The organism is Roseomonas mucosa ATCC BAA-692, assembly GCF_000622225.1.
Taxonomy (GTDB): Bacteria; Pseudomonadota; Alphaproteobacteria; order Acetobacterales; family Acetobacteraceae; genus Roseomonas; species Roseomonas mucosa.
This window is the reverse complement of record NZ_JHWD01000013.1, coordinates 94,927-106,568: the sequence shown is the minus strand read 5'-3', so window position 1 is coordinate 106,568 and position 11,642 is coordinate 94,927. Positions and strand designations below refer to the sequence as shown.

Here is an 11,642-nt window from a genome sequence, read left to right as displayed (position 1 = left end):
CGCCGGTCCGCTGGGGACCGCCCCTCTCAGCGCAGCCGCGGCTCCTGGCGGTAGCCGCGGCTGCCCGGCACCTCCGGCGGCGGCGGCACGGGCGGCGTGGTACGGACGGGCCGGATGTCGCGCTGCGCGGTGGCCCGCATCGAGGGCGGGCTTTCCCAGCCTTCCTCGGGCGTCAGGCGGCGCGAGGAGGGGAGTTCCGGCAGGCGCATGGCCAGGGCGCGGATGTCGTCCTGGATCTCGTCGAGCTGCGCCTCCAGGGATTCCAGCCGGCCCTTCACGCCGAAGACGCTGAAGGGCATCAGCAGGAAGGCGATCGCCGCCAGCAGCAGCAGCAACGCCACCACGAGGCCCGACCATTCAGGCAGCCCCGGGATCGCAAGGGAATTGATCAGTTCGGACGGCACGCTCAGCCCCCGGTGACGGACATGTGACGATGCAGTGCAGGACGAGCCTGCCTCCGGTCAATCACGAAGTCATGTCCCTTCGGCTTGCGGGCGATGGCGTCGCGGATCGCCGCCTGCAGACCGGCTTCCCCGAGCGCCGGGTCGCGCAGCGGGCGGCGTAGGTCCGCGGCATCCTCCTGTCCCAGGCACATGTAGAGCGTGCCCGTGCAGGTGAGGCGGACCCTGTTGCAGCTCTCGCAGAAATTGTGGGTCATCGGCGTGATGAAGCCGAGGCGGCCGCCGGTCTCCGCCACACGGTAATAGCGCGCCGGGCCGCCGGTGCGGTGGTCGCTTTCCTCCAGCGTCCAGTTTCGACGCAGCCGCGACCGCACCAGCGAGAGCGGCAGGTACTGGTCCGTGCGGTCGCCGCTGATCTCGCCCAGCGGCATGGTCTCGATCAGGGTGAGGTCGAAGCCGTGTTCACCGCACCATTCGATCATGCGGTCGAACTCGGGCTCGTTCACGTCCTTCAGCGCCACGGCATTGATCTTCACGGCCAGGCCGGCGGCCTTGGCGGCGAAAATGCCTTCCAGCGTCTGGTCCAGCTTTCCCCAGCGCGTGACCGCGCGGAAGGTGCCCGGGTCCAGCGTGTCGAGCGAGACGTTCACCCGCCGCACCCCGGCGCCGTAGAGGTCGCCCGCCAGCTTCGTGAGCTGCGTGCCATTGGTGGTGACCGTCAGCTCCCGCAACCCTCCGCCATCCAGTCGCGCGCCCAGCGAGCGGAACAGGGAGATCACGTTGCGCCGGACCAGCGGCTCCCCGCCGGTCAGCCGGATGCGCTCCACGCCCAGGTCGATGAAGGCGCCGCAGAGCCGGTCCAGCTCCTCCAGGCCGAGAACCTCCGCCTTCGGCAGGAAGGTCATGTCCTCCGCCATGCAATAGACGCAACGCAGGTCGCAACGATCCGTGACCGACACGCGTAGGTAGCTGATGCGGCGCCCGAAGGGGTCCTCCATCGGAGCGGGTGTCGTGGCAGGGAAAGGGCCGGTGAAGGCGGTGCCGGCGGAAAAGGGGAGGGGCAGGTCGGTCACGATGGCCTTGGCGTCTGTGGATGGGCCCGGCGAAACGACGGCGGTGGCCTTCCGATGTGGCGGGACACGGGCGCCGCCGCAAGGCCCTGTCGGCACGGCACGGCACAGCCCGGCGCCGGCCTCAGCGGTCCGGCACGATCTCCAGCGTCACGTGCACCGTGTTGATCAGCAGTTTGCCGGCATGTTCGAAATTGACCGTCACGCGCTCCCCGGTCACGGACTGCACCTGTCCGATGCCCCAGTCCGGGCGCGACGGATGGCGCACGCGCATTCCAGGCTCGATCAGGTCGCTGTTTCCGGCGGACATGCCGGCAGAATGGCACCGGCCAGCGCCGGGTGTCCATGACGGGGCCCATCACGGAGGCGCAAGGAAGGGCATGCGTTCATCTTGCGGCAACCCCTGATCCGCCAGAGAGCATGCTTTCCCACGGAACCGATACCGGAATGCGATTCGACCTATCCCTGACCCAGGATCTCTGCGCCCGCCTTTGCCACGACCTGGGCGGGCCCCTGGGCAGCGTGTCCGGTGCACTCGACCTGATCGGGCCGGTGGACGAGGCCGCGCTGGTGGCTCGCGAAAGCGCCGAGGTGCTGGAAGGCCGGCTGCAGCTCTGGCGCGCCCTGGCCGGCGCCGGCACCGGCCCGCTGGACCGCGAGGGCCTCGCTGCGCTGCTGGCCGGCGGCTTCGGCGGCAGCCGCGTTTCCGCCGACCTGTCCGGCATGGAGGATGGCGAGCTCCCCGCCACCATGGCCCGCGCGGCCCTGGCGGCCGCCATGCTGGGCGGCGAGGCCCTGCCGCGCGGCGGCGTGGTGCATCTTTCCGGCGGTACCGGCGCCCTGCTGGTGGTGCCGGAAGGGCGGAACGCCCATTGGCCGCCCGGCTTGGCCCTGGCCCTGGCGGGAGAGACGGTCAGCGGCCCGCGCGAGGTGCTCGCGCCGCTGCTGGTCTCGCTGGCGGAAACGGCGGATTGCCGGCTGGACATGGTGCCGTCCGGGACCGACGGGATCGATGGGCTGAGCCTGCTGCCGCTCTGAGCACGGGAGCGGGGATCGCCGGTAGGGCCGCCTCAGCCCCTCCTGCCGCGCAGCCCCGCTGCGTCGAGCGCCTGCCGTTCCGATTTCGCGGCGCACTGCCCGGCCTCGGCCTCCCGCCGTTCCTGCAGCCGTTCCACCGCCCGTTCCGTGGCCCTGGCCGCGGCCAGGGCCACGCGCGCCTGCTCCGCCGCGGCCTCCGCCCGCCGCACGGCTTGCGCGGCCTCGCCCCGCTGCCGCAAACCGAGGGGAAGCCAGGCCGCATGGTCGCGCGGCTCGGCGGCCAGCGCCGCCTCGCGCCGCAGCGCCTCCTCCGCCGCCTGGCCGGATTGCTCCGCCGCCGCGAGCCGCGACAGGCGGTCGCCGAAGGCGCGCTTCGCCTGCTCTACCTCGGTCGCCCGCAGCCGCCGCAGCACGACCAGGGGATCGCGCGCGCCCGGCCGGCTCATGCGTCCTCCATGGCGTCCGCCAGGCGGTGGAAGGCGTCCTCCACCGTCCCGCGTTCCTCCCGCCCCTGGGCGAGCACGGCCTCGATCCTGGGTGCCAGGCGGATGGCCTCGTCCACCGCCGGGTCGCTGCCGGCGCGATAGGCTCCCAGCCGCACCAGATCCGCCATGTCCCGGTGCAGTGACAGGATCTTCCTCGCCCGCGCCAGCAGGGGGCGTTCCTCGGGCCGCAGGCAGCCCGGCGAGGTGCGCGACAGCGAGCGCAGCACGTCCACCGCCGGATAGCGCCCCGCCTCTCCGATGGCGCGGTCCAGCACGACATGGCCATCGAGGATGCCGCGCACGGCATCGGCCACCGGCTCGTCATGGTCGTCGCCCTCCACCAGCACGGTGAAGAGCCCCGTGATGCTGCCGCCGCCCGCGCCTTCCGCCGCCATGCCGGCGCGTTCGAGCAGGCGCGGCAGTTCCGCGAAGACGGAGGGAGGATAGCCCTTCGTGGTGGGCGGCTCCCCGGCCGCCAGCCCGATCTCCCGCAGCGCCATGGCGAAGCGGGTGACGCTGTCCATCAGCAGCAGCACGCGCTGCCCCTCGTCGCGGAAGTGCTCGGCGATGCTCATTGCCGCCAGGGCCGCGTCACGGCGTTCCAGCGGCGAGGCGTCGGAGGTGGCGCAGACCACCACGCTGCGCGCCCGCCCTTGCGGCCCGAGATCGTCCTCCAGGAACTCCCGAAGTTCGCGCCCTCGCTCCCCCACCAGGCAGATCACCGCCACGTCACAGTCAGCGCCACGGGCCAGCATCGACATCAGCGTCGATTTGCCGACGCCCGAGGCCGCGAAGAGGCCCAGGCGCTGCCCGCGCCGGCAGGTGGCGAAAAGATCGAGCGCCCGCACGCCCAGGTCGATCCTGTCCCCCAGGCGTGCGCGCAGCCCGGCCGGGGGTGGTGCGGCATGGAGTCGGCTGCGCCGAGGCCCCGGCGGCGGAGTCGTTCCGCCGTCCATGGGGCGCCCATAGGCATCGACAACTCGCCCTAGCCAGCCGGCCGACGGGGCGATTCCGGCCTCCCCATCGAGCCACACCGTGTCTCCGACAGCCACGCCATCCGGTCTGCAGTCCAGTGCCGCCTGGACGCATCCACAATTTATGCCAATCGCCTCTAATCTGAGATTATTTCCATGATCTGAGGCCATTCGTAGTTGGGAGCCCAGGACAAGAGGGGGATGGAAGCCGGATAGTGTCACACCCTGGCCGAGTACCGATTCTATCATGCCGTACCTTTTAACTATATGTTTTTGGCTAATAATTATTGATAGGGCCTGGAGGCGGGAAACCAGGGGAAGCTGAGGGTCCATGTCTTTTAAGATTTCCGTCTCATGTCTTCATTCGCCCAATCTCTAAAATGACCCTTTTCAGTTTCCGAATTATGAGGCCAAATGCACGCATAAGGTGTGGAGCAAAAAAGATGCGAGTTCTTCTGGTTGAAGATGATCTCACGACCGCCCGCGGCATCTCCCTGATGCTGAAGTCGGCCTCGATGATCGTGGACACGGCCGATACGGGCGAGGAGGCGCTGGAGTTGGCCCGCCTCTACGACTACGACATCGTCATCCAGGACCTGATGCTGCCGGACATGGAGGGCTACGAGGTCGTGCGCCGGCTGCGGGCGGCGCGCATCGAGACCCCGGTGCTGATCCTTTCGGGCCTCTCGCGGCCACAGGCGAAGGTGAAGGGTTTCGGCATGGGGGCCGACGACTTCATCGTGAAGCCCTTCGACCAGCAGGAACTGATCGCCCGCATCCAGGCCATCGTGCGCCGCGCCAAGGGTTTCGCGCAGCCCAGCCTGACGGTGGGCGACATGACGCTCGACCTCGCCTCCCGCGAGGTGACGGTGAGCGGAAGGCCGGTCCACCTGACCAGCAAGGAGTATGCAACGCTGGAACTCCTGACGCTGCGCAAGGGCGCGGTGCTGACGAAGGAAGCCTTCCTCAACCACCTCTATGGCGGCATGGATGAACCGGAGGTGAAGATCATCGACGTCTTCATCTGCAAGCTGCGCAAGAAGCTGGCCCAGGCGGGCTGTTCCGACCTGATCGGCACGGTCTGGGGCCGTGGCTATGTGCTGCGGGACCCTGTGGGAAACACCCGGACTGCGAAGACGCTGAAAGCCGAGGAAAGCCCTAAGATCCCCCTCGTCGCCGCCTGAGAGAGGCGGATCAGGCCAGGGGGCTTTGGTTGTCGCGTGATGGCGCCGCCCTACCGTGACGGCACGGTAGCGGCGCCGCGCAGCCGGTGCGGTCCGCGTTCGCCGGGCAGGGGCACCAGGCCGTCGGTCACGCCGAGCACCGTCTCGGCTCCGCCCAGGTAGAGCAGGCCATCCGGCGCCATGCGCCCGGCCAGCGCCTCCAGCACCCGGCGCTTGGTCGGCGTGTCGAAATAGATCAGCACGTTCCGGCAGAAGATCACGTCGAAGCGGCCCAGTCTGCGCAGATCCTCCAGCAGGTTGCCTTCCGCGAAGCGCACGCGGGCGCGCAACTCAGGCGAGGCGCGCCAGCGCGTGCCTTCCTGTCGGAAATGCTTCACCAGCAGCTGGATTGGCAGGCCGCGCTGCACCTCGAACTGGCTGAAGCTGCCTTCCTGCGCGCGGGCCACCACCTCGCGGCTCAGGTCGGTGCCGAGAATCTCGCAATCCCGGCCGCCCAGCTGGCCCCGCAGCTCGTCCAGGATCATGGCGATCGAATAGGCTTCCTGCCCCGTGGAGCAGGCGGCGGACCAGATGCGCAGCGCCTGTCCGGGCGGGCGGGCGGCCGCCAGTTCGGGCAGGATGCGGCGCAGATGATCGAAAGGCTTGCCGTCGCGAAAGAAGGAGGACTCGTTGGTGGTCAGCGCCTCGGTGACCTCGCGCGCCAGCCCCTGGGCACCGGGGCCCTGCAGGCGGCTGGCCAGGAGCTGCAGGTCGCGCAGACCGTGGCGGCGGAGCAGGGGAGCCAGCCGGGTTTCCAGCATGTAGCCCTTGTCCTCGCCCAGCACGATGCCGGAACGCGCCTGCACCAGCGTGGCGATGGCCGACAATGCCGTGGCGGTCATGCTTCCACCCCTGCCGCGCCGCGCCGCGCAAAGGCCCAGCGTTGCTGCCGCAGCCGCTCCGCCAGTCCTTCCGGCGGCAGCACCGCTTCCGCGAGGCCGGCCCGGGCCACGGCGCCGGGCATGCCCCAGACCACCGATGAGGCCTCGTCCTGCGCCAGCACGGTGCCGCCCGCCGCCGCCACCGCGCGGCTGCCGGCCAGGCCATCCGAGCCCATGCCGGTCAGGATCACCGCCAGGACGCCCCCCCCGAAGGCGGCGACCAGGCTGCGCAGCATCGGGTCCACCGCCGGACGGCAGAAATTCTCGGGCGGCGCGTCGCTCAGCCGGGAAACCAGCGCCCGGCCGTCGCGCACCGCCAGCATGTGGCGGTCACCGGGCGCGAGATAGAGCCGTCCCGGATGCAGCAACTCGCCATCCCTGGCCTCCCGCACGGGCAGGACCCCCAGGCGGGACAGGTGGTCCGCCAGCATGGAGGGGAAGCCCGCCGGCATGTGCTGCACGGCCAGGACGGGCACCGGCGGTGCGGCGCCCAGGCCGCGCAGCAGCGCCGCCAGCGCCTGCGGCCCGCCGGTGGAACTGCCGATCGCCAGCACCTGCGCTTCCTGCCGCCCGCGTTGCGGCGGGGGCGGGACGGCGGCTGGCCGGGGCGTGCTCCGGCGCATGCGGGCCCAGCCCTTGACCTTCTCCACCAGCTCCGTGCCGAAGGCTTGGCCGGCGACGCCGCCGGCGGCGGCCACGGGCTTGGGCATGTAGTCCACGGCGCCGGCCCGCAGCGCCGCCATGGCCATCGCGGCGCCGCGCTGCGTCAGCGAGGAGGCGACGATGACGCTTGGCCGCGGCTCGCAGCGCAGGAGATGGGGCAGGGCGGTCATCCCGTCCATCACGGGCATCTCCAGGTCGAGCAGCACCACTTCCGGCCGCTCGGCGACAGGCAGGGCGGCGAAGGCGGCGAGAGCGGCGCGCCCGTCGCCCGCCCGGGCGACGATGCGCAGGCCAGGGTCCGCCTCCAGGATGCGGCCGAAGGCGGCGCGGACGGTCAGGCTGTCGTCGCACAGCATGACCCGCACGGGCGCAGGGGTCATGCCGCTCCGCCGCCAGGGGCGAAGCCCATCACCGCCAGCTTGTCCGCCAGGATCGCCTCGTCAAAGGGCTTCATGATGTATTCCCGCGCCCCGGCCTCCAGCGCCTCCATGATCCGGGGCAGGGCGGCCTCCGTGGTGCAGAACATCACCGGCGGGCAGGCCTCGCCGAAGTCCCGCCGCAGCGCATGCAGGCATTCGAGGCCGTCCATCACCGGCATGTTGCGGTCGAGCAGGATCAGGTCGGGCCGCCCCGCCCGGCAGGCGCGCAGGGCCTCCGCCCCGTCCGCCGCCTCACGCACCATGAAGCCGAGACGCTCCAGCATCCCCCGGGCGACACGGCGCACCACGCGGCTGTCATCCACCACCAGACAATCGGGCATGTCCCGCCTCCTCATCCGATCGCGAGAAGGCGATCGACGTCCAGCAGGATCAGGAGCTGCCCCTCCTCGCCCGCCATGCCGCGGAAGACGCCCCGCGAGGTTTCCCGCCAGACCGGCTCCAGCGTCGGCGGGTTGGGCGCCGCCTCGCCGATGGTCAGCGGCACGACATCGCCGACGCCGTCCACCAGCAGCGCGTAGAGCTCGCTGCCTTGTTCCACGACGACAGCCATGGGACAGGGCGCCCCGGCGGGGCGTGCCGGCAGGCGCAGCCGCCGCCGCAGGTCCATCGCCGTGACGATGCGGCCGCGCAGGTTCAGGCTGCCGGCGATCTCGGGCGGCGCCAGCGGGATCGGGGTCGTGGCCTGCGGCAGCAGCACATCCCGCACGCGCTGGACCGGCACGCAGCAGAGCTGCCCGCCCACGGTCAGCGTCAGGAAGACCTCCATGTCCCGGGATGGCATGTCCCGGGATGGCATGTCCCGGGATGGCATGTCCCGGGATGGCATGTCCCGGGGGGACCCTTCCCGGGCAGGGCCCAAACGGACCGCCTCGGTCGTGCTCATGGCCGTCTCCTCACTTCATCGCCATGGCGGGCATCTGCGTCGGCGTGCCGAGGCACTGCCGCAGGGAGGCCAGTAGCCCTTCCCGGTCGAGCTTGCCGATATAGTCGGTGAAGCCCGCCTCGCGCGCCTGACGGATCGCCTCGGGCGTGGTGCGGGAACTGAGCGCGATCATCGGCAGGCCGGACCAGGCGCCACCCTGGCGCAGCGTGCGGGCCAGCTCGATGCCGCCCAGCTCCGGCATCTCGATATCGGAGACGATGGCGTCGAAGCCTTCCTCCGTCTCGCGCAGCCGCAGCGCCTCCGCCCCGTTCGCCACCGCCGTGACCTGGTAGCCGGCGGCGGACAGCATGGGAGCCACGACGCCGCGGAAGAAGGCGCTGTCCTCGACCAGCAGGAGGCGCATCCGGGCGGTGCCGGCCTCGAACCAGCCTTCCCCGCTCTGCTCCAGCCACCAGGCGCAGTCCAGCACCTCCGTGGCACGGCCGGCGATCACCGCCGTGCCGAGATAGCCGGGGCAGGTCGAGGCCTGCTCGATCCGCAGGCCGTCCTCGACGACATCCAGGATGCTGTCCACCATCAGCCCCATGGCGCGGTCGCGCTCGGTGAAGACCAGCACCGCCTGGCGCGTCCCGGCCAGGCCCGGCGCCCATCCCGGCGAGAGCGGCACGAGGGACATCAGCCTGCCGCGATACTGCGTCATCCAGCGGCCGCCCGAGAACTCGATGCGCTCCACCGGGATGTCCTCCAGCCGCGACACCAGGGCCAGCGGCACCGTCTTGGGCGTGGCGTCGCCGGCGGTGAAGAGCAGCAGGGCCGAGGCCGCGCTGGCGGCGCGCGCCGCGGCGGGCTTGCGCTCCGCCTCCAGCCCGCGGTCGCTGCCGATGCCGGCGGCGCGCGCGATGCCCGCGGGATCGGCGATCATGATGACGGTGCCGTCGCCCAGGATGGTGTTGCCGCTGAACACGGTGAGGTGCCGCAGGATCGGCGCCACAGGCTTCACCACGATCTCCTCGGCATCGAAGATCCGGTCCACGACGATGCCGAAGAGGTCGCTGCCGACCTGCGTCACCACGACGAAGCCGCCTTCCTCGCCCGCCCCGCCATCCAGCCGCAGCAGGCCGGACAGGGAGACCAGAGGCAGCAGCCGGTCGCGCAGCCGCAGCACGGCGGCGTCCTTGATGCGCTCGATCCGGGCGCCGCTGCCGCCCACGCGCACCAGCTCCAGCACGCCGATCTGCGGGATGGCGAAGCGCTCGCTCCCCGCCTGGACCACCAGCGCGGAGACGATGGCGAGCGTCAGCGGGATCTTCACCACGAAGGTGCTGCCCTTGCCCTCGCGCGAATGCACCTCGACCGTGCCGCCGATGCGCTCGATATTGGTCTTCACCACATCCATGCCGACGCCGCGGCCGGAAACGGCGGTGACGGCGGCGGCGGTGGAGAAACCGGGATGGAAGATCAGCCGCTGCACGTCGCGCTCGCCCATGGCGGCGAGCTCCGCCTCCGTCGCCAGGCCCTGCGACAGCGCCTTCGCGCGGATGCGATCCAGCGGCAGGCCGCGTCCGTCGTCGCCCACCTCCATGATGATGTGCCCGCCTTCATGATAGGCGTTGAGCAGGATGCGCCCGGTCTCCGGCTTGCCGGCGGCGCGGCGCTGCCCGGCATCCTCCAGCCCGTGGTCGGCGCTGTTGCGGACCATGTGCGTCAGCGGATCGCGGATCATCTCCAGCACCTGCCGGTCGAGTTCCGTCTCGGCGCCGCGCATCTCCAGCTCGATGCGCTTGCCGAGCTCGTGCGACAGGTCGCGCACCAGGCGCGGCAGCTTCTGCCAGGCATTGCCGATGGGCTGCATGCGCGTCTTCATCACTCCTTCCTGCAGGTCGGAGGTGATGTGGGAGAGGCGCTGCAGGGGCACCGACAGGGTGGCGTCGTCGCGTCCGCGCACGCTTTGCAGGAGCTGGTTGCGGGTGAGCACCAGCTCGCTCACCAGCACCATCAGCTCCTCCAGCACCTCCACCGAGACGCGGATGGTCTGCTGCGCCGCCACAGGGGCGGCCTCCGGGGGCTCGGCGGGTGGGGGCGGTGCGGGCGGAACGGGGGCGGCGGCTTCGGGCGGCGGCTGCACGGGGGGCGTGGGCGCGGCTGGCACCGGCGCGGCGGCTCCAGGGGTCTCGGCCAGCCGTCCCGCATAGGCCTCGTCCAGCGCGTGCAGCAGCGCGGCGTCTTCCCCCTCCATCTCCGCCCCGGTGCCGGCGATATCGGCGACGATGAGCTTCACGCGGTCCAGCGCCGAAAGGATCAGCGTGACGCCGGCCGAGGTGACGGGGAGCTGTCCGTCGCGGTAGCGGCCGAGGAGGTTCTCCGCCGCATGGGTGACGCGCTCCAGCCTCGGCAGGCCGAGGAAGCCGCAGGTGCCCTTGATCGTGTGCACCAGGCGGAAGATCTCGGAAAGAGTCTGGCAGTCCTCCGGCGTTCGCTCCAGCCGCAGCAGCGCGTCGTCGAGGGCCACCAGCCCTTCATTGGTTTCCGTCAGGAAATCGGCGAGCAGCTCGTCCATCGTCGTCCCGCTTCAATCACGGCGATGGCATAAGGCCCCGGTCACGAAGATTCCGTGAAGATGGTGCCCGTGAGGACGGTGCCGGGGCGGCGCTCAGCGCCAGCGGCGGTGCATCCAGAGCCATTGGCCGGGATGCTCGCGGATCCAGCCGGCGATGACGTCGTTCATCGCCTGCGTCGCCGCCGCGACGTCGATCTGCCCCTCCGCGTCGCGCGGCAGGTCCAGCGGCTCCGTCACCTCCACGCGGAAGCGTCCGCCGGGCAGGCGGATGGCGCGCACGCCCCGCACCGGGCAGTCGACGCGCCGGGCGAGGTTGGCGAGCAGGGGGTTGGCCGGGGTCGGGCGGCCAAGGAAATCGATCACCGGCCCGCGGCTGAAGCGCTGGTCCACCAGCATGGCGACGATGCCGCCGGCCTGCAGCACCTTGGCCAGCTTGGTCGGGGCGGTGATGCCGGCCGGCACCATCTCCCCCATCAGGTCACGTCGCATGCCGATGATCAGCTCGGCGATCGCCCGGTTGTTCGGCGTCCGGTAGAGCACGGCGGTGTCCAGCCCGTGCTTGCGCGCCGCCACGGCCGGCAGCTCCCAGTTCGCGAGATGCGAGGCGAAGACCACCACGGGTCCGCCGCTCTGGCGCACCTCCTGGAAGCGCGCGTAGGTCGCGTCGTCGATCTCGATGCGGCCACCCGGGCGGCGCTCCTCGGTCAGGTCCCAGATCCTGCCCAGATGCACGTATTCGCAGGCGGTGCGGCCCAGGTTGTCCCAGGCCTCCATCGCCACCCGCCGGTGCCAGGCCTCGTCCTTTTCCGGAAAGGCGGCGCGGATGTTCTCCAGCGCGATGCGATGCTGCTTGAACAGCGGGCCGAGCTTCCGCGCCACGGTAGCGCCGAAGCGGGGGCCGCGGTCCGGCCCCATGGCGCGCATGGCCGCGAAGGCGCCGCGCACCAGCAGGGCCAGCGCGCCGTCGCGCCACCGGAGGGCACGGAGCTGGGCCTTGCGCCAGCGGTAGCGGAGTTCCGGAGTCACG

At 71.2% G+C, this 11,642-nt stretch carries 13 protein-coding genes; 2 read left to right on the top strand and 11 right to left on the bottom strand.

What is annotated here, in order from left to right; translation table 11 throughout:
• Positions 1 to 26 precede the first annotated feature (26 nt).
• From BT98_RS24475 to BT98_RS0114365, 3 genes are all read right to left on the bottom strand, one after another.
• Entirely contained in the window at positions 27 to 404 is a 378-nt protein-coding gene (locus tag BT98_RS24475) for a hypothetical protein (protein WP_051004836.1), read from the bottom strand.
• 2 nt (positions 405 to 406) lie between these two features.
• Positions 407 to 1,399, bottom strand: coding sequence for a GTP 3',8-cyclase MoaA (gene moaA / locus BT98_RS0114370; RefSeq protein WP_026033200.1), 993 nt, complete (start codon positions 1,397 to 1,399; stop codon positions 407 to 409).
• A 196-nt stretch (positions 1,400 to 1,595) separates the two neighbouring features.
• Complete coding sequence (locus BT98_RS0114365; RefSeq protein ID WP_019461189.1) at positions 1,596 to 1,781, bottom strand: DUF3553 domain-containing protein; 186 nt, start codon at positions 1,779 to 1,781, stop codon at positions 1,596 to 1,598.
• Between the two features lie 137 nt (positions 1,782 to 1,918).
• On the opposite strand from BT98_RS0114365, the gene BT98_RS0114360 reads away from it, so the two are divergent.
• Positions 1,919 to 2,509 (top strand): histidine phosphotransferase family protein, encoded by a 591-nt coding sequence (locus tag BT98_RS0114360; RefSeq protein ID WP_019461190.1) that lies wholly within the window; start codon positions 1,919 to 1,921, stop codon positions 2,507 to 2,509.
• A 32-nt stretch (positions 2,510 to 2,541) separates the two neighbouring features.
• On the opposite strand, the gene BT98_RS26200 is transcribed toward BT98_RS0114360, so the two are convergent.
• Positions 2,542 to 2,955, bottom strand: coding sequence for a hypothetical protein (locus tag BT98_RS26200; RefSeq protein WP_019461191.1), 414 nt, complete (start codon positions 2,953 to 2,955; stop codon positions 2,542 to 2,544).
• Positions 2,952 to 4,301 (bottom strand): FliI/YscN family ATPase, encoded by a 1,350-nt coding sequence (locus BT98_RS24470; RefSeq protein WP_051004837.1) that lies wholly within the window; start codon positions 4,299 to 4,301, stop codon positions 2,952 to 2,954. Before BT98_RS24470 ends, BT98_RS26200 begins: the two co-directional genes overlap by 4 nt.
• A 110-nt stretch (positions 4,302 to 4,411) precedes the next feature.
• Between BT98_RS24470 and ctrA the strand changes: the two genes are divergently transcribed.
• Complete coding sequence (ctrA, locus tag BT98_RS24465; protein WP_037250923.1) at positions 4,412 to 5,152, top strand: response regulator transcription factor CtrA; 741 nt, start codon at positions 4,412 to 4,414, stop codon at positions 5,150 to 5,152.
• Positions 5,153 to 5,202: 50 nt separating this feature from the next.
• Here the strand turns inward: ctrA and BT98_RS0114340 are convergent, their stop codons facing one another.
• The 6 genes from BT98_RS0114340 to BT98_RS0114315 form a co-directional block, all read right to left on the bottom strand.
• On the bottom strand, positions 5,203 to 6,033 hold the full coding sequence (locus tag BT98_RS0114340; protein ID WP_027297255.1) for a CheR family methyltransferase: 831 nt from the start codon (positions 6,031 to 6,033) through the stop codon (positions 5,203 to 5,205).
• Positions 6,030 to 7,115, bottom strand: a complete 1,086-nt coding sequence (cheB, locus tag BT98_RS24460) for a chemotaxis-specific protein-glutamate methyltransferase CheB (RefSeq protein ID WP_237719368.1) — start codon at positions 7,113 to 7,115, stop codon at positions 6,030 to 6,032. Before cheB ends, BT98_RS0114340 begins: the two co-directional genes overlap by 4 nt.
• Positions 7,112 to 7,495: a response regulator gene (locus BT98_RS0114330; protein WP_019461196.1), complete on the bottom strand. Its 384-nt coding sequence runs from the start codon at positions 7,493 to 7,495 to the stop codon at positions 7,112 to 7,114. Before BT98_RS0114330 ends, cheB begins: the two co-directional genes overlap by 4 nt.
• Positions 7,496 to 7,506: 11 nt before the next feature.
• On the bottom strand, positions 7,507 to 7,956 hold the full coding sequence (locus tag BT98_RS0114325) for a chemotaxis protein CheW (RefSeq protein ID WP_237719369.1): 450 nt from the start codon (positions 7,954 to 7,956) through the stop codon (positions 7,507 to 7,509).
• A gap of 112 nt (positions 7,957 to 8,068) precedes the next feature.
• Positions 8,069 to 10,615, bottom strand: a complete 2,547-nt coding sequence (locus BT98_RS0114320; protein WP_027297253.1) for a hybrid sensor histidine kinase/response regulator — start codon at positions 10,613 to 10,615, stop codon at positions 8,069 to 8,071.
• 93 nt (positions 10,616 to 10,708) lie between these two features.
• On the bottom strand, positions 10,709 to 11,641 hold the full coding sequence (locus BT98_RS0114315; protein WP_019461199.1) for a lipid A biosynthesis lauroyl acyltransferase: 933 nt from the start codon (positions 11,639 to 11,641) through the stop codon (positions 10,709 to 10,711).
• Position 11,642: the final 1 nt, after the last annotated feature.